This is a genomic window from Actinacidiphila bryophytorum, assembly GCF_016916835.1.
Classification (GTDB): Bacteria; Actinomycetota; Actinomycetes; order Streptomycetales; family Streptomycetaceae; genus Actinacidiphila; species Actinacidiphila bryophytorum.
In genome coordinates, this window is sequence record NZ_JAFFIX010000017.1 from 98,669 (window position 1) to 119,127 (window position 20,459).

General features: G+C 72.4%; 17 protein-coding genes. 4 read left to right on the forward strand and 13 right to left on the reverse strand.

Features of this window, described 5'->3' with window-relative positions:
* Position 1 precedes the first annotated feature (1 nt).
* The 4 genes from JT723_RS23180 to JT723_RS23195 are packed head-to-tail and all read right to left on the reverse strand — an operon-like array spanning position 2 to position 2,832.
* Positions 2 to 646 carry a GTP-binding protein gene (locus tag JT723_RS23180; protein ID WP_205046689.1) on the reverse strand — a complete coding sequence of 215 codons (645 nt, stop codon included), beginning with the start codon at positions 644 to 646 and terminating at the stop codon, positions 2 to 4.
* A complete protein-coding gene (locus JT723_RS23185; protein ID WP_205046690.1) occupies positions 624 to 983 on the reverse strand; it encodes a DUF742 domain-containing protein in 360 nt (119 codons plus the stop codon). The genes JT723_RS23180 and JT723_RS23185 overlap by 23 nt, the downstream gene beginning before the upstream one ends.
* Positions 980 to 1,417: a roadblock/LC7 domain-containing protein gene (locus JT723_RS23190; protein WP_205046691.1), complete on the reverse strand. Its 438-nt coding sequence runs from the start codon at positions 1,415 to 1,417 to the stop codon at positions 980 to 982. Before JT723_RS23190 ends, JT723_RS23185 begins: the two co-directional genes overlap by 4 nt.
* The gene (locus JT723_RS23195; protein WP_205046692.1) at positions 1,414 to 2,832 is read right to left on the reverse strand and encodes an ATP-binding protein; all 1,419 of its coding nucleotides are present in this window, start codon (positions 2,830 to 2,832) and stop codon (positions 1,414 to 1,416) included. Before JT723_RS23195 ends, JT723_RS23190 begins: the two co-directional genes overlap by 4 nt.
* A gap of 623 nt (positions 2,833 to 3,455) precedes the next feature.
* Here JT723_RS23195 and JT723_RS23200 point away from each other — a divergent pair.
* Positions 3,456 to 3,833, forward strand: a complete 378-nt coding sequence (locus tag JT723_RS23200) for a hypothetical protein (RefSeq protein WP_205046693.1) — start codon at positions 3,456 to 3,458, stop codon at positions 3,831 to 3,833.
* Positions 3,834 to 3,963: 130 nt separating this feature from the next.
* On the opposite strand, the gene JT723_RS23205 is transcribed toward JT723_RS23200, so the two are convergent.
* The 5 genes from JT723_RS23205 to JT723_RS23225 form a co-directional block, all read right to left on the reverse strand.
* Complete coding sequence (locus JT723_RS23205) at positions 3,964 to 4,761, reverse strand: SDR family NAD(P)-dependent oxidoreductase (protein ID WP_205046694.1); 798 nt, start codon at positions 4,759 to 4,761, stop codon at positions 3,964 to 3,966.
* A 4-nt stretch (positions 4,762 to 4,765) separates the two neighbouring features.
* On the reverse strand, positions 4,766 to 5,944 hold the full coding sequence (locus JT723_RS23210; RefSeq protein ID WP_205046695.1) for a serine hydrolase domain-containing protein: 1,179 nt from the start codon (positions 5,942 to 5,944) through the stop codon (positions 4,766 to 4,768).
* 217 nt (positions 5,945 to 6,161) lie between these two features.
* The gene (locus JT723_RS23215) at positions 6,162 to 7,946 is read right to left on the reverse strand and encodes a glycoside hydrolase family 6 protein (protein WP_240166056.1); all 1,785 of its coding nucleotides are present in this window, start codon (positions 7,944 to 7,946) and stop codon (positions 6,162 to 6,164) included.
* 436 nt (positions 7,947 to 8,382) lie between these two features.
* Complete coding sequence (locus JT723_RS23220) at positions 8,383 to 10,077, reverse strand: FAD-binding dehydrogenase (protein WP_205046696.1); 1,695 nt, start codon at positions 10,075 to 10,077, stop codon at positions 8,383 to 8,385.
* A 214-nt stretch (positions 10,078 to 10,291) separates the two neighbouring features.
* Positions 10,292 to 10,795, reverse strand: a complete 504-nt coding sequence (locus JT723_RS23225) for a GNAT family N-acetyltransferase (RefSeq protein ID WP_205046697.1) — start codon at positions 10,793 to 10,795, stop codon at positions 10,292 to 10,294.
* Positions 10,796 to 10,958: 163 nt separating this feature from the next.
* Between JT723_RS23225 and JT723_RS23230 the strand changes: the two genes are divergently transcribed.
* Both JT723_RS23230 and JT723_RS23235 read left to right on the forward strand, forming a co-directional pair.
* Positions 10,959 to 14,654 (forward strand): S41 family peptidase, encoded by a 3,696-nt coding sequence (locus tag JT723_RS23230; RefSeq protein ID WP_240166057.1) that lies wholly within the window; start codon positions 10,959 to 10,961, stop codon positions 14,652 to 14,654.
* 57 nt (positions 14,655 to 14,711) lie between these two features.
* A complete protein-coding gene (locus tag JT723_RS23235) occupies positions 14,712 to 15,419 on the forward strand; it encodes an endonuclease V (protein ID WP_205046698.1) in 708 nt (235 codons plus the stop codon).
* 93 nt (positions 15,420 to 15,512) lie between these two features.
* Here JT723_RS23235 and JT723_RS23240 read toward each other — a convergent pair whose 3' ends face one another.
* From JT723_RS23240 to JT723_RS23255, 4 genes are all read right to left on the reverse strand, one after another.
* Entirely contained in the window at positions 15,513 to 15,743 is a 231-nt protein-coding gene (locus JT723_RS23240; RefSeq protein WP_205046699.1) for an Rv0909 family putative TA system antitoxin, read from the reverse strand.
* 117 nt (positions 15,744 to 15,860) lie between these two features.
* Positions 15,861 to 16,763, reverse strand: a complete 903-nt coding sequence (locus JT723_RS23245; RefSeq protein ID WP_205046700.1) for an SDR family oxidoreductase — start codon at positions 16,761 to 16,763, stop codon at positions 15,861 to 15,863.
* Positions 16,760 to 17,731, reverse strand: a complete 972-nt coding sequence (locus tag JT723_RS23250) for an alpha/beta fold hydrolase (RefSeq protein WP_205046701.1) — start codon at positions 17,729 to 17,731, stop codon at positions 16,760 to 16,762. The genes JT723_RS23245 and JT723_RS23250 overlap by 4 nt, the downstream gene beginning before the upstream one ends.
* Complete coding sequence (locus JT723_RS23255) at positions 17,728 to 19,260, reverse strand: flavin-containing monooxygenase (protein WP_205046702.1); 1,533 nt, start codon at positions 19,258 to 19,260, stop codon at positions 17,728 to 17,730. Before JT723_RS23255 ends, JT723_RS23250 begins: the two co-directional genes overlap by 4 nt.
* 375 nt (positions 19,261 to 19,635) lie before the next feature.
* Between JT723_RS23255 and JT723_RS23260 the strand changes: the two genes are divergently transcribed.
* On the forward strand, positions 19,636 to 20,403 hold the full coding sequence (locus JT723_RS23260; protein WP_205046746.1) for a MerR family transcriptional regulator: 768 nt from the start codon (positions 19,636 to 19,638) through the stop codon (positions 20,401 to 20,403).
* The last annotated feature ends 56 nt before the right edge of the window (positions 20,404 to 20,459 follow it).

A 20,459-nucleotide genomic window follows, 5' to 3' on the forward strand; every position in this document is an offset into this window, starting at 1 on the left:
TTCAGGACTCCTGGTCGGCGGGGGCGGGGCGGGTCTGCAGGTGTTCCACCAGAGCGATCAGCGCCTTGGTGGAGGAGGCGGTGTCGCGGGCGTCGCAGCTGACCAGCGGGGTCTGCGGCAGCAGGTCGAGGGCCTCGCGGATCTCCTCCTCGGGGAAGTGCGGCGCCCCGTCGAACTGGTTGACGGCGACCGCGTACGGCATGCCGTACTCCTCCAGCAGCCCCATCACGTCGAAGGACTGGTGGAGCCGCCGGGTGTCGGCCAGCACCAGGGCGCCGAGCGCGCCCTGCAGCATGTCGGTCCACAGCCGGCTGAAGCGCTTCTGGCCGGGCGCCCCGAACAGGTACAGCACCAGGCTGTCGCTGAGGGTGAGCCGCCCGAAGTCCATCGCCACGGTGGTTGCGGTCTTGTCCGGCACACCGGCCAGGTCGTCGATGTGGGCGCCGGCCTGCGACAGCGGCTCCTCGGTCCGCAGCGGCCTGATCTCCGAGAGCGTCCCGACGAAGGTGGTCTTGCCGACCGCGAAGTGCCCGACGATCAGGATCTTGGCGGCGGTCCTGACCGAGTCCGCCACGTAGGAGGGCGTGCCGCCCGGCGGGGCGGGAGCGGGGGCGGGTGCGCGGTCAGAGGCGGGCGCGGAGCCCATTGAGCACCTCCTGCAGGAGCTGGACGTCGGGGAGTTGCGCCTTGGGGATCGCGGCCCGCGCGACGATGTGGCCGCTGTCGATGAGGTCGCTGATCAGCACCTTGGTGACGGTGATCGGCAGCTGGAGGTAGCCCGCGACCTCCGCGACGGACAGCGCTCCGCCCCGGCACAGCTCCATCACCGCGCGCCGCTCGGGGGTCAGCCCGGTCAGCGGGCGACTGGTCACGGCGTTGACCAGCGAGACGATGTCCAGGGTGTTGCGCGTGGGGTGGGCGCGGCCGTCGGTGACGACGTACGCCCGCACGAGCCCCTGCTCCCGCCTGCGCGGCGGGGTCATGACGGAACGGTGGTGCCCGGTCGGGTGGCGGCGGCCGTGTCGTGGCGGGGCGGGCTGGTCAGCTCCTTGCCGAGCCGGTCGACGAGCTTCTGCATGCGGTAGGTGACCATCTCCATGTCCACGTCCTGCGTGGAGGACACCGCCAGGTAGGCGCCGGCGCCCGCGGCGACCAGGAAGACGTAGCCGTCCGCGAACTCCACCAGCGTCTGCTGCCAGGGCGAGTCGTCCTTGCCGCAGAACTCCGCGGTGCTGCGGCTGATGGACTGCAGCCCCGACAGGGCCGCCGCCTGGCGCTCCGCCTCGTCGCGCGCGACGCCCTGGGAGTGCGCCCTGAGCATCCCGTCGGCGGACAGCAGGATCGCGTGCCGCGCCTCGGGGACCTTCAGGACCTCGTCGAGCATCCAGCCCAGCTCGTTGGCCATGTGGTCGTTCATTCCTGAGTCGTCCCTTCGTCATCGGCGGATTCCGCGCGCCCGGAGCGGGTGCCGCGGGCGAACGCACCCATACGGGATGCGGTCTCGTACGGGGTGCGGACCGGCCCGGTGTCCTCGTCGGCCGGCGCCTGTGCGGCCCGGGCCGCGAGCTGCTCCCCGCTGACCTCCCGGCGGCGGCGCTTGGGCAGGCCGCCCGCGGTGGCCCCGGTGATGGGGGTCTCGGGTACGTCGTCGTCGCCTGGCGCGCGCTCGTGCACGGGCTCGGCCGAGGTGCCCTGCCCGGCTGCCGCGGCCGGCAGGTCGGGGGCCTGCCGCAGGCCGGCCGGGGCGCGTACCGGCAACTCGCCCGGCGCGGGCGCGCGGTGGTGGGCCGCGCGGGCGACCACCGGGGCCGCCGCCGTACCGGCGGTGACCAGCAGTGCCTTGGGCAGGAAGAGCACGGCCCGCACACCGCCGTAGGGCGAGCGGGTGTCCACCGACACCGAGAAGCCGTAGCGCGCGGCCAGCACGCCGATCACCGCGAAGCCGAACTGCGGCGGGTCGCCGAGCCGGTTGATGTCCAGGTTCTCGCCGCCGCCCAGCCGCTCGACGGCCAGCGAGACCTCCAGCTCGTCCATGCCGACGCCCGCGTCGTCGATGACGATCGTGGTGCCGTTGTGCGCGGGCCGCAGCGTGACCTCGACCGAGGTGTTCGGCTGCGAGTGCCGGGTGGCGTTGTCCAGCAGCTCCGCGACGGCGAGCACGACCGGCTCCACCGCCCGGCTGACCACGTCCACGTCGGGACCGGGGCCGATCTCGACCCGCTGGTAGTCGCGGATACGGGACTTGGCACCGCGCAGCACGTCGATCAGCGGCGAGGCCGCGCGCTGCCGCCCCGGCCAGGAGCCGCAGAGCACGGCGATGGCCTGCGCGCGCCGCCCGAACTGCGAGTTGGCGTGGTCGATCTCCATCAGGTCCTGCAGCACGTACGGGCTGTCGTGCCGGTCCTGCATGTCGGAGATGGACAGCTGCTGCTCGTTCGCCAGCGCCTGGACCGAGCGCATCGCCGCCTTGAGGGTGGCCTTGGCCGACTGGTCGGCCCGCACCCTGGCCTTCTCGACGGCGCCGACGAAGCGGTTCACCACCAGGTCCATGCGCTCGCCGTACGCCGTGCCCGCCAGCCGCTCGTCCCGCAGGCCCTGCCGGGGGCGGCGGCCGCCCAGCTCCACGGCCGGCAGCCGGACGTCGACCAGATGGGCGACCTCGGCCTCGCGGACCCTGATGTCCGCCTCGCGGCTGCGCACCTCCTGCTCGGCGGCGGCGAGCCGTTTGCGGAGCCCGGCCGCGGCGGCGGCCTGCCGCACCCACATCGCGACGGCCGTGACCGCGACGACCGCGACAGGCCAGAACACCGCTCCCGATATGTGACTAGTCATCAGATCCTCACGAATTCGGGGAGGCCGATCAGACCGGGGCAGCCCATCGGATCCCGGCGCGTATGGGGCACGCACCGGGACGCGCACAGCGGTCGGCGTGGTCAAGACCCGACGCGCACACCCGCCACGGGAAGGGATTGCCTGATCATCCTAGCCATCAGTCTGGGGTACAAGAGCCGTCTGGTGAGGGAGTTGTGACATCTCGTCAGACGCGGGCCGCGGAGCGGCGCAGCGGGCGTACGGCGGGCGGCACGGCCGGGGTACGGCGGGCGGCGCGGCGGGGGTGCACGCGGTGACCTGCGGGCAATTGATACGAAACTCAAACTTCGTGTTTTCCGGAAACGGAATACACCTGATCGTTTTCCGCTCACCGGCATAATCGCCGGCGAACCGTTGATCCATAACAACCGCGTCGCTACGATTGGGCGCGACAGTCGGCCGGAGCAACCCTTCGGCCCAGTTCGCAAGCAGTCCGAGGCCCCGCGCGGCGGCAGGAACAGAGCTTCCGCCGGGAATTCGGACACGACATCCGGCGCCACAGATGTCCGACGTCGTCCCAGTGTTCCAGAAAAGGGAAACCGGTGATGCGGCCTGTCACCCTGCAACACGAAATGAGCGATGCCATGAGATTTGCAGTGACCGCCGCCGCCACCCTCGGTGCCGCCGCGCTGATCGCCGGCATGGGCACGGTGAGCGCCCAAGCCGCCGGCAGCTCCGTCGTCACCCCGAACGCCTGCGAGAACTTCACGCACCCGGACAACTCCAGCGCGACGTACCTCACCAACACGGGTACGAAGAACATGTACACGGGTGCTGACACCACCTGCGGAGTGACGGGGTATCTGAACCCGGGCAACATCTTCAACGCCTACTGCTGGCACGGGAACGCCTCGGGCCAGGAGTGGATCTATGGCCTGAACTCGTCGACCGGCAAGGCCGGCTGGGTCTACGCGCCGAGCATCGTCAAGGTCAGCGGCACGCTCAACCCCTGCAACCACTGACGCCTGCCGCCACAGGCCCGCAGGCCACAGAGGAAAAGCCCCCCGGGGCGGCCGCCCGCCGCGTGCACACCACGCGGCGGGCGGCCTGCCCTTCGCTGCTCGTCGCCGCCCTTGTCTCCGTCCTACGCTGCTACGGCTCGACGGCCGCCTCGACGGCGGCGGCGAATCCGGGGTTGCTGAGCAGGATGCCGCCCTCCACCGGCAGCGTCACCCCGGTGATCCAGGCCGCGTCCGACGACGCGAGGAAGGTGACGGCGCCGGCGATGTCAGCCGGCTCGCCGATCCTGCCCAGCGGGTAGAGCGGCGCCGCGGCGGCGAGCACCGAGTCCCTGCCCTCCCAGGCCGGTGTGCGGATGGTGCCGGGCGCGACCAGGTTGACCCGCACCCCACTGGGCGCCGCGTGCACGGCCAGCGTGCGGGTCAGCGACATCAGGCCCGCCTTGGCGGCGCTGTAGGAGTGGTTGCCGAAGTAGGACAGGCCGTTGACCGAGCCGACGTTGACCACCGCGCCGCGCCTGCCGGGTGCCGCCGCCAGGTGCGGCAGCGCGGCCCGGGTGCAGCGCATCGCGCCGACGAGCGTGACGTCGAGGTCCAGCCGCCAGTCGTCGTCGTCCTCGTCGGTGAAGTCGGCGCGGTGCTCGCCGCACCGGTAGGCGTTGTTGACCAGCACGTCGAGCGTCCCGAAGGCGTCGACCGCCCGCGCCACGGCCGCGTCCACCGAGGTGCGGTCGGCGACGTCGCAGCGGCACGCCTCGGCCTTCCCGCCCGCCGCCCGGATGGCGCCGGCGGTCCGCTCGGCCCCCTCCAGGTCGATGTCGGCGATCAGCACCCCGGCGCCCTCGGCGGCGAACCGCCGGGCGGTCGCCTCACCGATGCCGCGTGCCCCGCCAGTGACCATCACTGAGAAGTCCGGGAAGCGTCCTCGCATCCGGTCAGCGTATGCACTCGCGCAGCGCCCTGACCAGGGCCTGGGCGCGGGGGTCCGCGGTGACATTGCGCTGCATGCCGTTGGTGACGTAGCCGAACCCGACCTCGGCTGCGGGGTCGGCGAAGGCCAGGCTGCCGCCGCGTCCCGGGTGGCCGAACGACCCGGGGGCCAGCAGCGGCGACGCCGGGCCGTGCAGCATGTAGCCGAGGCCGAAGCGGGTGTTGACCACCAGCACCCGGTCCGGCCCGTCCGACTCCGCCGTCCTGGCCGCGGTCACCGTCGCGGGGGCGAACAGCCGCGGCCCGTCCGCGGGTTCGCCGACCAGGGCGGCGTAGAAGCGGGCCAGCGACCGGGCGGTGGCGATGCCCCCGGACGCCGCCAGCTCCCCGGCCCGGTAGGCCGGGTCGTTCTCGTCGGGCAGCGGGGTGATCGCGGCGAAGGCCCGCCGGGTGAGCGATACCGGGTCGGCGTAGGCGTCGTGGACGGACTGCTTGGCGCGGGTGCGCAGGCCGCCGGACACCGCGGGCTCCGGCACCTCGGTGTCCGCGATCCTGCCGACCTGTCCCACCCGGTCCTCGGGCAGTCCTATCCACAGGTCCAGGCCCAGCGGCCGGCTGATCTCCTCGGCCACGAAGCGGCCGATCGAGCGTCCCGAGGCGCGCAGCACCAGCTCGCCGGCCAGCCAGCTGAAGGTCTGCGCGTGGTAGCCGTGTTCCACGCCGGGCCGGAAAAGCGGCTGCTGCGCGGCGACCGCCCGCGGCCCGCTCACCCCGTCGAGCGCCTGCCCCGGTGTGAGCGGCACGTCGAGCGCGGGCACCCCTGCCCGGTGCGCGAGCACGTCGCGTACCGTCACCCGCTCCTTGCCGCGCGCCTTGAACTCCGGCCAGTACGCCCCCACCGGCGCGTCCAGGTCCAGCTGGCCGCGCTGGTGGAGCAGCAGCAGGCAGGCCGCAGCCACGCCCTTCGTCGCCGAGCGCACCGTCTGCGCGGTGTCCTGCCGCCACGGGCCGCCGCTCCCGTCGGGCGCCGCCGTGCCGGCCCACAGGTCGACGACCTTGCGCCCCCGCCGGTAGACCGCGACCGCCGCGCCCCGGTCGCCGCGCCGTTCGAAATTCCCCGCGAAGGCGGCGCGGACCGGCTCGTAACCGGGCTCCACCGCCCCCTGCACCTCGGTGACGTCCATCGACCCGCCCCCCTTCCCTTCACCACGGCCCCTGCGGCCCTTCCACCTCCATGGTGCACGAGGGGTGTGACAGCCGGGCAACGGGTAGCGGCCCCGGCGCGTGAAGCACGCCGGGGCCGCGGAAAGCGCGGCGGGCCCGTTACGGGACCGCGGTCCTGGTGGTTGCGACCAGGTGCGGTCCCGTACGGGCCCGGTGGGGGGATCCGCTAACGAGGTGCTACGAAAGCGGCGGGTATGCGTTGGCGATCAGCTGGTGGAACTGGGCCGAGAACCAGTGGCCCGCCAGCGGCGCGTCGGGCAGGGCGCCCGTCGGGTTGTTGCCGTTGCGTGCGTTGCCGCCGTAGGTCGGGTCGCACATCTGGTCGAAGCCCTTGCCCTCGTCGTTGCTGATGGCAGAGCTCGCACCGTCCGACTCGCCCGGAGGCTTGACCCACACGTAGGCGTCGATGCTCGTCGCCGGAGCGGCGGTCGGCCGTGCGCCGATGCCCGCACCGGACTGGTTGCACCAGTTGCCCGCGTGGATGCGGCGGTCGATACGGCCACCGTTCACGTAGGTGTCGACACTGGTCGTGGCGCCGGGGCCGGTGGGACGCGACGAGCCGCCCCAGCCGTTGCGGCTGGTGTCGATCAGCATGCCGATGTTGGAGGAGAAGCCGTCGGAGACCAGCTGGTTGCGCAGGCCGACCGCGTAGGACTGCTCGTCCACGTAGTTGTTCCAGTCAACCCACTTGGACTGGCGCACCGTCGTGCCGTTGACGTTGTCCGTCACCTTGAAGTAAGGCTCCACGGTGGCGCTGTAGTTGGCCGTGTTGACGATGAAGCCCTGCACGTCGGCCACGCTGGCGCCGTTGGTCGTCGCGACCTTGTAGAACTCCTGCGCGGAGGGACCGAGGTTGCTGTCCCAGCCGAGCCAGGCGTGGTGGCCGGCGTCGAGGTAGTTGTACGTGTTGCCGAGCGCGCCCAGCTTCGCGAGGGCGTAGCTGACGCCCTTCTCGTAGTTGCCGTTCGCCTTCATCGTCGCGCACGCGTCGGTGGAACCGGCGGTGCCGCCCGCGTTGGTGACCAGGTTGGGCAGCGAGTCGGGCTCGATGATGTTGACGATCCGCAGACCCGAGTAGGCGGAGTTGCCCTCGAGGGCGGCGATCGGGTCGATGTACTCGGTCTGGTAGCGGCCGATGTCCGTCGGGCCGAGCTCACCGTTGGAGGCCAGCGCCGAGCAGTCGCGGCCGGGCAGGTCGTAGATGACCAGCTCGATGGTCAGCGGCTGGCCCGCGGCCTGCTGCACCGCGGCGTCCAGGTGGGCCTTGAGGCCCATGCCGCCGTTCACGCCGTTGATCGCGGCGATCCGGTCGAGCCACACGGCGGTCGACTGGTTGGCGATGGCCTGGCCACCGTCACCGGCGGCCAGCGCGGACCACTCGGAGTTGACGTAGCCCTTGGCCCCGACGTAGGGGTTGTCCACCTTCTGGCCGGGCGGCGGAGTCGTCGGCGGAGTGGTCGGCGGAGTGGTGGGAGGCGTCGTCGGCGGCGTGGTCGGCGGCGTCGTGGGAGGCGTGGTGGGCGGAGTGGTGCCGGTGCCGCCACCGCACGCGACACCGTTCAGGGTGAACGCCGTCGGCGAGGTGTTGGTGCCGCTGTACGACCCGTTGAAGCCGAAGGTCGCCGTCCCGCCGGTCGCCACTGCACCGTTGTACGAAAGGTTGGCCGCGGTGACGGCCTTCCCGCTCTGAGTGACGGTGGCGTTCCAGCTCTGCGTGATCTGCTGGTTGCCTGCGAAGCTCCAGCCGAGGTTCCAGCTGGTCAGAGCCGGGCCGGTGTTGGTGATCGTCACCTGCGTCGTGAAGCCGGTGTCCCACTGGCTCACGTTGTAGGCGACCGAGCAGCCGGCCGTGGCGGCGGAGGCGGACGAGGTGCTGAGAGCAGCGGCCACACCGCCTGACGCGACGACCATCAGACCTGCGGCCAGTGCCGCGGTTCTGCGTCGGACTATCGGGACTGCCATGTGCGAACAACCTCCATAGGGGGGATGGGCCTTCGAAGGGGCTTCGAGAGGTCATGGGAGGTGGTGCGGTGATTCATTGGTCGGTTACACGCTCTTAACGTGGGAGCGCTCCCATAGTGCGGAGCCGTCCTGCTCCTGTCAATGCTTGAAGCACGACAAGGCGTCCCGGGTCAGGGTGAGTTATCCCCTGACTCCCGCGTAGCCGCAGGTCACGCCGGTCAGCGCGCGGCGGGCCGCGCCGCCCGACTGCCGCCGCCCGCAGCCGCGGCCCGCCCCGGCTTCGCGGCCCGAAGCCCCGGCGCGCGCACGCGCCACAACTGCCGCACGGGGGCGGGGCAGTGACGGGGCGGCAGCGCGGCGGGGGCGGGGGCCTGGGCGGCGGGGCATCGCTCACGGGTGCCGGCGCGGGCGCCGGCGGAGGTGCCGGCGGAGGTGCCTACGCGGTGGCCGCCGCGGCGGCCCTTCCCGCGGTCCGCCCGGAGAAGATGCATCCGCCCAGGAACGTCCCCTCAAGCGACCGGTAGCCGTGCATCCCGCCGCCGCCGAAGCCGGCCGCCTCGCCGGCCGCGTACAGCCCGCCCAGCGGCTCGCCGCGACCGCCACCCGGCCCGTCCGCGGAGCCGGCGGGCGACGGCGGCGCAAGGACCCGCCCGTCGAGGTCCGTCTCCAGCCCGCCCAGCGACTTCCGCGTCAGGATGTTCAGCCGCACCGCGATCAGCGGCCCCGCCTTCGGGTCGAGCAGCCGGTGCGGGGAGGCGGTGCGGATCAGCTTGTCGCCGATATAGTTCCGCGCCCCGCGAATCGCCGTGACCTGCAGGTCCTTCGTGTACGTATTCGCGATCTCCCGGTCCCTCGCCTCGATTTCGCGCCGCAGCGCGCCCTCGTCGACCAGGCCCTCGCCGGTAAGTGCGTTCATGCCCCGCACAAGGGCGCCGAGTTCGCTCTCCACGACGAAGTCGGCACCGTTCCGCTTGAAGGCCTCGACCGGGCCGGGAGCGCCGGGCAGCACCCTTTTGAGCACCTCGCGCACACTGCGACCGGTGAGGTCGGGATTCTGCTCCGAGCCGGAAAGGGCGAACTCCTTCTCGATGATCTTCTGGGTCAGGACGAACCACGTGTATTCGTGCCCGGTACGCATGATGTGTTCGAGCGTGCCGAGCGTGTCGAATCCGGGGAAATAGGGTACGGGCAGCCGTTTTCCGGTCGCGTCGAGCCACAGGGACGAGGGTCCGGGAAGAATGCGGATTCCGTGCCTGGCCCAGATCGGGTTCCAGTTCTCGATGCCCTCGGTGTAGTGCCACATCCGGTCGCCGTTGATACCCGACGCACCCGCCGACTCCGCTATGCCGAGCATCAGGCCGTCGACATGCGCGGGCACACCGGACAGCAGCTTGCGCGGCGCCTTGCCGAGCCGCTGCGGCCAGGCCGCGCGCACCAGGTCGTGGTTGCCGCCGATACCGCCGCTGGTGACGACGACTGCCTGCGCCTTGAGGGCGAATTCACCCGCGACCTCCCGTGAACTGGCCTTGCCGCGGGCCGCGCTGCTTGCCACGAGAACCTCGCCGGTCACCCCGTCGACGGCGCCGCCGCTCGTGCTCAGTCCGGTCACCCGGTGCCGGAAGCGCAGCTCGACCCGCCCCCGGGCGACCGCCTCCCGCACCCGGCGCTCGAACGGCTCCACCACGCCGGGGCCGGTGCCCCACGTGATGTGGAAGCGCGGCACCGAATTGCCGGGGCCGGTCGCCAGGAAGCCGCCGCGCTCGGCCCAGCCGACGACGGGGAAGAGCCGCAGGCCCTGCTCGCGCAGCCACGCCCGCTTCTCGCCCGAGGCGAAGTCCACGTAACCTTCGGCCCACTGCCGCGGCCAGTGGTCCTCGGGCCGGTCGAAACCGGCTGTTCCCAGCCAGTCCTGGAGCGCCAGCTCGGCGCTGTCCTTGATCCGCATCCGGCGCTGCTCGGGAGAGTCGACGAAGAACAGCCCGCCGAAGGACCAGAAGGCCTGCCCGCCCAGCGACGCCTCCGGCTCCTGGTCGACCAGGATCACCTTCCGCCCGGCATCGGCCAGCTCGGCGGTGGCCACCAGCCCCGCCAGACCCGCACCCACCACGACGACGTCCGCGTCCAGCGCCATCCGCCCGCCTCCAGCTCCACGTGTCTGTTGCCACGGCCCCGTTGTCGCGGCTCGCCACGGCCTACTCAGTGGTAATGCACGTTACGCGAGCCACCCCCGCCAGGTCAGCGCCCCTGCGCAAGGCCGGCGGCGGCTGTGCGCGGCGGCGGGCGCAGGCCGGCGCATATGCGGGCGTTTCCCGTTCGTACGACCGGATGCCGCGGGTGTTTCCCGCTCATCCGATGACAAGCCGCCATCTCATCTCACCGTCGTCCCACTCGTCCGTGGCGGTGAGGCCTGCCGCGGCAGCCACCGCGGAGGACGCCCGGTGGTCGGGATGTATGTGAGCGACCACTGCCTTGACTCCCTGCGCGCCCAGCCAGGCCACCAGGGCGCGCGCCGCTTCGGTCGCGATGCCCTGCCCCTGCCACGGCGTCCCCACCACCCAGGCGATCTCCGCCCGCTCACCGACGACGGTCGCCTGCACCGTCCCGGTCAGGCAGTCCGCAGAATCCAGCCGCACCACCCAGTTGCACCACGACACCGCGGGGTCACCCGATCCGGTGACCAGCCGCTCGTACCGCGCCCGCAGCCCCTGCGGAGTGTGCGGGGCGCCGCCGATGAAGTCGTGCAGCCGCGGGTCGCCCAGGACCTCGGCCATTTCCTCCGCATAGCGCACCTCCAGCGGCAGCAGCGTCAGCCGCTCCGTCCCGATGACCTCCGCGTCCACTGCCCGCATCCCGTGCCCCCGTCGTCCGACCGCGGTGCCCGGAGCCGGTCCGCCCGGGCGTGCAACGGACCGTACGCCCTGCCCGCGCCGACCCGACGGCCGGCGGGGGCACAGGGGCAATACCGGGGCGCACTGGGGTGAAAAGTTGCTGGCGGTCCTGGCGCCCCGAACCATGGGAGGGGTGAGCGACGGCGCGTACCTACGGTTTCCGCATCTGCACGGCGACATGCTCTGCTTCACCGCGGAGGACGACGTCTGGGTCGCCCCGCTGGGGCCGCCCGGCGGCTCACCCGGCCGCGCCTGGCGGGTGACGGCGGACCGCATCCGGGTGGGGCCGCCGCGGCTGTCACCCGACGGGGCGACGATCGCGTTCACCAACTGGCGCAGCCTGGACCCCGAGGTGTATCTGGTGGCGTCCGACGGCGGCACCGCGCGCCGGCTGACGTACTGGGGCGGCGCCGACACCCGGGTGTGCTCGTGGACCCCCGACGGCCACGTCCTGGCGGTGTCCTCGCACGGGCAGCCGTTCTCCTACTTCACCTGGGCGCACAGCGTTCCCGTCGAGTGCGGCCCCGGCGGCCCGCTGCCCTGGGGGCCGGTGTCCGACATCGCGGTGCAGGACGACGGCGGCGAGCGGCGCACCCTGCTGCTGACGGGCACCCCGCCGCACGAGCCGCACGCCTGGAAGCGCTACCGCGGCGGGGCGACGGGACGGCTGTGGCTGCACGGCGAGCGCCTGGTGCCCGACATCGACGGGCACCTCGCGTCGCCGATGTTCGTCGCCGGTCGCATCGCCTTCCTGTCCGACCACGAGGGCATCGGCAACCTCTACTCCGTCCTCCCCGACGGCACCGACCTGCGCCGCCACACCGACCACGCGGACTTCTACGCCCGCAATGCCGCCACCGACGGCGAACGCGTCGTCTACCAGTGCGCGGGCGACCTGTGGCTGGTCGAGGACCTGGCCGCCTCCGACGCGGAGCCGCGCCGCCTCGACATGCGCCTGGGCGGCGCGCGCAGCGGCCGCCGGCCCTACCAGGTGCCGGCCGCCTCCAACGTCGACGGCCTGGCCATCGACCCCACCGGCCGCGCCAGCGCGGTATGTGTGCGCGGAAGTCTGTACTGGCTCACTCACCGCGACGGCCCGGCCCGCGCCATCGCCGACGCGGCGGGCGCCCGCGTCCGGCTGCCGGAGATGCTGGGCGACACGGGCCTGGTCGGCTACGTCACCGACGCGGAAGGCGAGGACGGTCTCGAACTGGCACATCTGCCCGGCCGCGCCATGCGCGCGCTCAGTCGCGGCCCGGAGACGCCCGCCGAGGCGGCGGCGACGGCCGTCGCCCTGGAGTCCGGCGAGGCCGTCGAACCGGCCGCGCCGCCTGCCGAGGCGGCGGCCGACACGGCGCCGGTGGGGGCCGGGCGGTCGCGTACGGCGGGGGGCGATGATCGTATTCCGCCGGGCGACAATCGCATTCCGGAGGGCGATGATCACACCCCGCCGGGCGATGGTCGTACCGCCAGGACGGGCTCCACCCGGGTGGCCTACGTCGACGGCGTCCTCACCCCCGCAGCCGGCGGCGGCGCCGGCTCCGCCCCGCCGCCCGGCGACACCTCTGACGCGGTCACCCGGCTGGCGGTGGGCCGGCTCGGCCGCGTCCTGGAGCTGGTGTCCTCGCCCGACGGCGGCACCCTTGCCGTCGCCTCGCACGACGGCCGGCTGCTGCTGGTCACCACCGGCGTGGCCGACGCCGACGGCGGCGGCGCGACCCGCTACGACGACACGGACGCTGACACCGACGCCGGCGTCAACAGCGGCGGGCAGAACCCACCCGGCACGGTCACGGAGCTGATCCGCTCCACCAACGGCCCCGTCCGCGACCTGGCCTTCTCCCCCGACTCGGCCTGGCTGACCTGGTCGCACCCCGGCGTCGGCCGCTCCCTGCGCTCGGTCAAGATCGCCCGGTTGTCCGACCAGACGATCATCGACGTCACCAACGGCCGCTTCGAGGACGAGCAGCCGGTCTTCACCCGCGACGGCCGCTACCTCGCGTTCCTGTCCTGGCGCGGTTTCGACCCGGTGTACGACGTCCACACCGGCGACCTGTCCTTCCCCCTGGGCTGCCGCCCGTATCTGGTGCCGCTCAACTCGGCGACGCCGTCCCCCTTCGCCCTGCCGGTCGACGGCGGCCCGGTCGGCAGCGCCAGCGGCAGCGGCCTGGACCCCGGCGAGAGCGGCGGCGACAGCGACGGCCCGGTCGTCGTCGAGGCGGAGGGCCTGTCCAGCCGGGTGACGCCCTTCCCCGTGCCGGCGTCGAAGTACTCCTCGCTCGAACCGGTGCAGGGCGGCCTGGTCTGGATGCGCTGGCCGATCTCCGGCGCCCTGGGCGAGACCTTCGTCAACCCCACCGACCCCTCCTCCCGCCCGAGCCTGGAGTTCTTCAGCCTCGGCAAGTCCAAGAAGACCGAACTGGTCCACCACATGGACTGGTACGCCGTCAGCGGCGACGGCCGCCGCCTGGCCGTCTACGACGACGGCGAACTGGCGGTGCTCCCCGCCACCGAGCGCGGCGACGACGACACCACCGTCTACGTCGACATGCGCCGCATCCTGCACGAGGTCGACCCGGGCGCCGAATGGCACCAGTCCTACGCCGAGGCGGGACGCCTGATCCGGGACTACTTCTGGGCGCCCGACATGTGCGGCGTGGACTGGCCGGCGGTTCTCGACCAGTACCACCCGCTGGTGGACCGTATCGCCACGCCCGACGAGTTCGCCGACCTGCTGCGCGAGGTGCTCGGCGAACTCGGCACTTCCCACGCCTATGTCGCCGCCGCCCGCCGCAACGAGGGTCCGCCCCACTACCAGCGTCCCATCGGCCTGCTCGGCGCGGACTTCCAGCACAACAAGGACGGCACCTGGACGGTGATCCGCATCCTGCCGGGCGAGTCCTCCGACTCCAAGGCCCGCTCCCCGCTGGCGGGCACCGGCATCCGCGAGGGCGCCGTGCTCACCCACGTCGACGGCCGCCCCGTGGACCCGCAGGCAGGCCCGTTCCCGCTGTTGTCGGGCGCCGGCGGCACCACGGTGGAGCTGACCTTCCGCCCGCCCGACGGCCGCGGCGCACCCCGCCGGGTCGCGGTCGTCCCGCTCATCGACGACCGCCCGCTGCGCTACCAGCACTGGGTCGCCCGGCGCCGCAAGGTCGTACGCCGGCTCAGCGGCGGCCGGTGCGGTTATCTGCACATCCCCGACCTGGGCGGCTCGGGATGGGCGCAGTTCAACCGCGACCTGCGCAAGGAGGTCGCCTACGACGCCCTGATCGTCGACGTCCGCGGCAATGCGGGCGGCAACATCAGCGAACTGGTCATCGAGAAACTCACCCGCACGGTCCTGGGCTGGGACCTCACCCGCAATGCCCAGCCGGTCTCCTATGCGGGCAACGCCCCGCGCGGCCCGATCGTCGCCATCGCCGACGAGGCCACCTCCTCCGACGGCGACATGATCACCGCGGCCTTCAAACTCCTCGGCCTCGGCCCGGTGGTGGGCCTGCGCACCTGGGGCGGCGTGGTCGGCATGACCGGCCGCCACCGCCTGGGCGACGGCACCGTGATCACCGTGCCGATGAACGCCGCCTGGTTCGACGCCTACGGCTGGTCGGTGGAGAACCAGGGCGTGCCGCCGGACATCGAATGCCTGCGCACCCCGCTGGACTGGGCCGAAGGCCGCCACGGTCAGCTGGGCGTCGCGGTTCACACCGCACTGACGCTGCTCTCCCAGCACCCCGCGGCGACCCCTCCCGACCTCTCCACGCGCCCGGACCGCGCCCGCCCGCCGCTGCCCCCGCGGACGCCTCCCACACCCCTGTGACGCCCTTCCCGCGCCCCGGCCGGCCACCGGCACCGGCGGCATGACAGCCTCCCGGCAATGGACACTCACAGCAGCGGTGGCGGTGCGCCGGCAGTCTGGCCCCGGTCGGTGGACGAGGCGCTGGCCGAACAGGAGCGGTTGCGCGGTCTGGCGGACCTGACCTCACCGGGGCCTGCACCCGGAGAAGTACGGATGGTCGCGGGCGTCGACGTCTCCTACGCCACACAAGGCGACGCCCTTGTCGCAGCGGCCGTGGTCCTGGACGCCGAGACGCTGGAGACCGTCGAGGTGCGCGTGGTCGAGGGCACGGCGACCTTCCCGTATGTGCCGGGCCTGCTGGCCTTCCGCGAACTTCCCTCGGTCATGGCGGCGTTGGAACAGCTCACCCGCACACCTGACCTGCTGGTGTGCGACGGCTACGGCCTGGCGCACCCCCGCCGCGCCGGACTTGCCGTGCACCTGGGCGTGCTGACCGGGCTGCCGTGCTTCGGCGTCGCCAAGACGCCGTTCGTCTTCGGCCACCGCGACGTCGGCGAAGAGCGCGGCGCCGCGGCCCCGTTGACGTCGGACGACGGCGAGGTGGTGGGCCGGGCTCTGCGGACCCAGCCGGGCGTCAAACCGGTGTTCGTGTCGGTGGGCCACGCGATCGGCCTGGACCACGCCTGCGCCCATACCCTGCGGCTCGCCCGCCGATACCGCCTGCCCGAGACGACCCGGGCGGCCGACCACCTCAGCCGGGAGCACCTGCGCACCCTCACCCGCTGAGCGCGCGCAGGACCGGGCAAGGGAGAAGGGGCGCCCCGGGGGGCGCCCCTTCCCTGTGTCACGGTATTCGCGCGACTATCTCAAGGCGCGACGTCAGCTCCAGTCGTCCTGGGGCTCGTCGTTGGAGTCCTCGCCCATACGCCGACGAGCCTGCTCCTGGCCACGCTGGGCCTGCTCGTCGAAGCGACCGCCGGAGCGCTCCGAGGCTTCCTGCCCGGCGCGCTGCATGCCCTCGTCGGCCTGCTCGGAGCCCTGACGGCGGGCTCCCTTGGCCTTCTCGGCGTACTCGCTCGCCTTGTTCCTGATGTCGTCCATACCGCCCATGATTACTCCTCCTGGAGTGTGTGGGGATGCGGCCTCGATCAGAGTTACATGGGGCGACAACCCGCGCATCCTGGGGCAATCAATTGCCAATCGCCCCAGGTCAGCGGCACTTTGTCGTTACGGAACGTGATGGTCGGCGGCCCGGGCCGACTCGTCCGCGGCCCCGCCCCGTCCCATCAGGCCGCGGCGCACCCCTGCGCTGCGGGCCAGTGCGGGTGCCGAACGACGCATCTCACGCCGCCCCAGCGCTCCGCCGAGCAGCGACGGCAACGCGCCCCGCACCGGCTGCATGCCGCGCAGCCACCACTGCGCATATACGTGCGGCGAGCGGCGCCCGATCCCGGCGACGATGCGGTCCACGGCCGGCTCCAGCGGATAGGTGCGGTTCGTCGGCCACGGCAGCCGGGCGCGCAACTCCCGCAGTACGTCGTCCTCGTCGGCCCCGCGCACCATGTCGGTGTCGGTCCAGCTGAGGTAGCCGACCCCCACTTCCACGCCGTGCTGGCCCACTTCCGCGCGCAGGCTGTGCGCGAAGGCCTCCACCCCCGACTTGCTCGCGCAGTACGCCGCCATCATGGGCGCCGGGGTGATCGCGGCGAGCGAGGCGATCTGCAGCAGATAGCCGCGGGAGTCCAGCAGCGCCGGCAGGAAGGCACGGGCGGTGGCGATGCTGCCCAGCAGGTTGACCTGGATGACGCGGTCGAAGGCGTCGGGATCGGAGTCGAGGAACGGACCGCCGGTGGCCACACCGGCGTTGGCGACGACGACGTCGACCCGTCCGAAGTGAGCAATCACTTCCCCCGCGACCTGCGCCATGGCCGCGCGGTCGGTGACATCGGCGGTCCAGCACGCCGCGTCGCCGCCCAGCGAGGCGGTGACGCGCTTGAGTTCGTCGGGCTCCAGCCCGACCAGCGCCAGCCGCGCGCCGCGTGCGGCGAGTTTGCGGGCCAGCAACTCCCCCACCCCGCGTGCGGCGCCGGTGACCACCACGACCTGGCCCTGCAACGACGATCGGCTCATGCGCTCTTCTCCTCGGCTACGGGACCACCCTGGTCGGCTGCGGCGCTGCCGTCGGCGTCAACTCCGCTCTGCGGCAGTGCGTGTACCGCGTTCAGCTCGCGTATGACGGCCGCCACCGCTGCCGGGTCCTCGATCGGCGTCATATGGCCGAGCCCGGAAAGCTCGGTCAGGCCGACGCAGTGCGGAAGCACCTCCGCCATACCGCGGGCGTGCACTCTCGGCGTGAGCTTGTCGCGGGTGCCCACCAGCACGGCGGTCGGCGCCGCGAGGGCGGCGATCTCCTCGTCGAGGTCGAGGACGGCCAGCACCCGCCCCCATGCGGCACGCTGCTTCGCCTTGCAGGCGTGCACGATCCGCGCCGTGAAGGCCGCCTGCTCACGCGTCGGCGCGACCCCGAGCACGCCGTACGCGAAGGCCGCCCGCGACAGCGGGGTGACCGGCCCGAGCGGCAGCCGCGAGGTCAGCAACTGCCGGTGGAAGAACCGCCGCAGCCGCCGGGAGGAGAACCGCGGCGGCAGCACCTCGGTCGTCCCGAGCAGCCGCCCGCTGCCGGTGCTCGCGAGCAGGACCGCAGCCGTACGGCGCTGCACGGCCGCCCGCCCGGACGCCGCCATGATCGTCATACCGCCCATGGAGTGCCCTGCCAGCACGGCCCGTTCGCCCTCGGGCAGCACCGCCTGCAGTACGGCTTCCAGATCGTCTGCCAGTACGCCCGTGCCGTGACCCGTACGGGTGCGGGGCGCCGCACTGCGGCCGTGCCCCCGCTGGTCGTAGGCGATCACCCGGAAGTCGGAGGCGAGCAGCCGCACCACCGGCGCCCAGAAGAGGACCGAGCACGTCCAGCCGTGCGCAAGCACGACAGCCGGACCGTCGGCGCGGCCGAATTCTTCGACGTGAATATGTGTTCCGTCGGCCGACACCACCTGCAAAGTGCGACGCGGGGGCACGGCCTCGTAGGGCAGCGTCATGACGCGACCTCCGCCCGGATCGTACGATCGTCGCCCACCGGCGGAACATCGCCTGCCGCGGTGCCGATCAGATCGTATTCGGAGACCTTCAGCTGCCTGGTCGCGCGCCGGAACTCCGCCGTGGTGCCCGGCCACGCCGTGGTGTTGCGGCCGTTGGCGTCCAGGTACCAGCTCTTGCACCCACCGGTGTTCCAGACCGTGCGGGCGGCGCGGCGCTGCATCTCCTCGTTCCACGCGGCCACTGCCGCGGGTTTCGCGTCCAGTGCCGCGGCGCCCGTCCGCTCCAAAGTTCGCATGTAGTCGGCGACGTAGTTGAGCGATGATTCGATCATCAGGATCATCGAGCTGTTACCGAGCCCGGTGTTGGGGCCGATGATGAGCAGGAGGTTGGGGAAGCCGTCCACTGTGCAGCCCCGAAGCGCTGCCATACCCCCCTTCCAGTGCTCGGCCAGGGTGCGACCGCCGGCACCGATGACGCGGTCGCCGATCGGCATGTCCGTGACGTGGAAGCCGGTGCCGAAGATGATCGCGTCGACCTCGCGCTCGCTCCCGTCGGCGGTGACCACGCAGGAGCCCCGCACCTCAGCAAGAGCTGAGGTCACGACCTCCGTGTTGGGCTGCACAAGTGCCGGGTAGTAGGTGTTGGACAGCAGGATCCGCTTGCAGCCGATCGTGTAGTCGGGGGTCAGACGGGCGCGCAGCGCCGGGTCCTTGACCGACCGCCGCAGATGGCCGCGCGCGATGCGCTCGGCGGCCTTCATCAGCTGCGGCCGCTTGACGAACGCACCGACCTGGAATTCCCTGATCAGCCACAGCAGCGCACGCCTGGCCTTCGCTGTGCTCGGCACCCTGCCGTGCAGCCAGCGTTCCGCACCGCTGACCGGGCGGTCGACCCGCGGCATCACCCACGGCGGGGTGCGCTGGATGACGGTCAGGCGGCCGACCTCGGGCTGGATGGACGGCACGATCTGGATCGCCGACGCGCCCGTCCCCACCATGGCCACGCGCTTGCCCTTGAGGTCGTAGTCGTGGTCCCAGCGCGAGGAGTGGAAGACCCGCCCGGGAAAGTCCTCGATACCGGGGATGTCGGGGATCTTCGGGTCGGACAGCGGGCCGGTCGCCGACACCAGGACGTCAGCCGTCAACTCGCCGGCCGCCGTCGTCACCTCCCAGCGCCGCGCGGCACCGTCCCAGCGCGCCTGCTTCACCTCGGCACCGAAACGCACATGCGGACGCAGCCCGAAGACGTCCGTGACGCGTTCCAGGTACGCCCTGATGTGCTCCTGGCCGGAGAAGGCGCGCGGCCACTCCGGGTTGGGCGCGAAGGAGAACGAGTACAGGTGCGAGGGCACGTCGCAGGCGCAGCCCGGGTAGCTGTTGTCGCGCCAGGTGCCGCCGACCGCATCAGCCCGCTCCAGGATCACGAAGTCGGTGATCCCCTCGCGCCGCAGCCGTACGGCAGCCCCCAGACCGCCGAATCCGGACCCGATCACCGCCACCCGCACGTGTTCGCGGTTGTCGTCGCCCATGGCACCCGCCCTTCCTTCCACCGCACGCACACGTTGCCATCAATCACTGGCACTGTTGGGACTGTAGGGCACGGCGGGTTACCTGCGGTAGGGGGCGAGTCGAATTCGCCCGCATGCCACGCCCCGTCCCGCCGCATCGGCGTGTGCGCCGACCGCGCCTGCCGTGCGCCGTGCACGGGCGGCGCACGGCTCGGCAATGTGCGCCGCCCGCGCGGATAAAGGCAACCCGACGCCGGGTAAGGACCGCCGCTCCAGGATGAGGCCTCTTACGCCAGCGCATAGGCTGGACGAGTGAACGACCGCGTGGACGACGAAAGCACAGCGGACAGCGCCGGCGCACGCTCCGGCGGACAACGCGGCGCGCGCGAATACCGCGTGGAGGAGCTGGCAAAGGCCGCCGGGATACCCGTCAGGACGCTGCGCTTCTACCGCGAACGCCGCCTCCTTCCGCAGCCACGCCGCGACGGCCGTATCGCCTGGTATTCCGAGAGCCACCTCGCCCGGCTGCAGACGATCGCCGCGCTCTTGGAGCGCGGCCACACCCTCGGCGGCATCGCCGAGCTGATCACCGCCTGGGAAAACGGCCGCACCCTGAACGGCGTCGCCGAACTGCTCGGCCTGGGCGGCACGCTCGCCGCCCCCTGGTCTGACGAGACCCCGGTCGTCCTGACCCCCGAGGAACTCGCCGACTACTTCGGCGACGACGCCAGCCCGGAGAACCTGACCGCGGCCCTGGAGATCGGCTACATCTCCGTTGCGGGCGGGAGCGCACTGCACACCAGCCGCCGCCTCCTGGACGTGTCGGCCGCCCTGGTACGCGAAGGCGTACCGCTGGCCGCCGTCCTTGCCGCGGGCAAGGAGGTGCGCGGCCACGTCGACGCCATTGCCGAGCTGTTCACACAGGTCGTCAAGACCCATGTCCTCGGCCCGCTCGACGATGTGCCGCCGGAGCAGGCCCAGCGCATCTCAGACGCCATGCAGCGCCTGCGCCCGTTGGCCAAGGACATCGTCGACGCGGAGATGTCCCTGGCCATGGAACGCAGGGTCCGCATCGAGATCGACGCATGGCTGCGCCGCCAGGCGGCCGCCCAGGAGCCGGCGGCCGAGCCGCCACCCGCCCGGCCGTCCGACGTGCCGCAGTAGCCGCAGCGGCCGGCACAGGACGGCTGAGACCGCCCTACCGCGAGCGCGGCACCCGC

What these genes read in the sequence shown, in the direction of transcription:
- JT723_RS23210 (WP_205046695.1), bottom strand. Translation starts at nt 5,944, where the DNA reads ATGGACGTCACCGAGGTGCAGGGGGCGGTGGAGCCCGGTTACGAGCCG.
- JT723_RS23195 (WP_205046692.1), bottom strand. Translation starts at nt 2,832, where the DNA reads ATGACTAGTCACATATCGGGAGCGGTGTTCTGGCCTGTCGCGGTCGTC.
- JT723_RS23185 (WP_205046690.1), bottom strand. Translation starts at nt 983, where the DNA reads ATGACCCCGCCGCGCAGGCGGGAGCAGGGGCTCGTGCGGGCGTACGTC.
- JT723_RS23225 (WP_205046697.1), bottom strand. Translation starts at nt 10,795, where the DNA reads ATGCGGGCAGTGGACGCGGAGGTCATCGGGACGGAGCGGCTGACGCTG.
- JT723_RS23180 (WP_205046689.1), bottom strand. Translation starts at nt 646, where the DNA reads ATGGGCTCCGCGCCCGCCTCTGACCGCGCACCCGCCCCCGCTCCCGCC.
- JT723_RS23205 (WP_205046694.1), bottom strand. Translation starts at nt 4,761, where the DNA reads ATGCGAGGACGCTTCCCGGACTTCTCAGTGATGGTCACTGGCGGGGCA.
- JT723_RS23230 (WP_240166057.1), top strand. Translation starts at nt 10,959, where the DNA reads ATGGGAGGGGTGAGCGACGGCGCGTACCTACGGTTTCCGCATCTGCAC.
- JT723_RS23215 (WP_240166056.1), bottom strand. Translation starts at nt 7,946, where the DNA reads ATGGCAGTCCCGATAGTCCGACGCAGAACCGCGGCACTGGCCGCAGGT.
- JT723_RS23235 (WP_205046698.1), top strand. Translation starts at nt 14,712, where the DNA reads ATGGACACTCACAGCAGCGGTGGCGGTGCGCCGGCAGTCTGGCCCCGG.
- JT723_RS23250 (WP_205046701.1), bottom strand. Translation starts at nt 17,731, where the DNA reads ATGACGCTGCCCTACGAGGCCGTGCCCCCGCGTCGCACTTTGCAGGTG.
- JT723_RS23255 (WP_205046702.1), bottom strand. Translation starts at nt 19,260, where the DNA reads ATGGGCGACGACAACCGCGAACACGTGCGGGTGGCGGTGATCGGGTCC.
- JT723_RS23240 (WP_205046699.1), bottom strand. Translation starts at nt 15,743, where the DNA reads ATGGGCGGTATGGACGACATCAGGAACAAGGCGAGCGAGTACGCCGAG.
- JT723_RS23245 (WP_205046700.1), bottom strand. Translation starts at nt 16,763, where the DNA reads ATGAGCCGATCGTCGTTGCAGGGCCAGGTCGTGGTGGTCACCGGCGCC.
- JT723_RS23200 (WP_205046693.1), top strand. Translation starts at nt 3,456, where the DNA reads ATGAGATTTGCAGTGACCGCCGCCGCCACCCTCGGTGCCGCCGCGCTG.
- JT723_RS23190 (WP_205046691.1), bottom strand. Translation starts at nt 1,417, where the DNA reads ATGAACGACCACATGGCCAACGAGCTGGGCTGGATGCTCGACGAGGTC.
- JT723_RS23220 (WP_205046696.1), bottom strand. Translation starts at nt 10,077, where the DNA reads ATGGCGCTGGACGCGGACGTCGTCGTGGTGGGTGCGGGTCTGGCGGGG.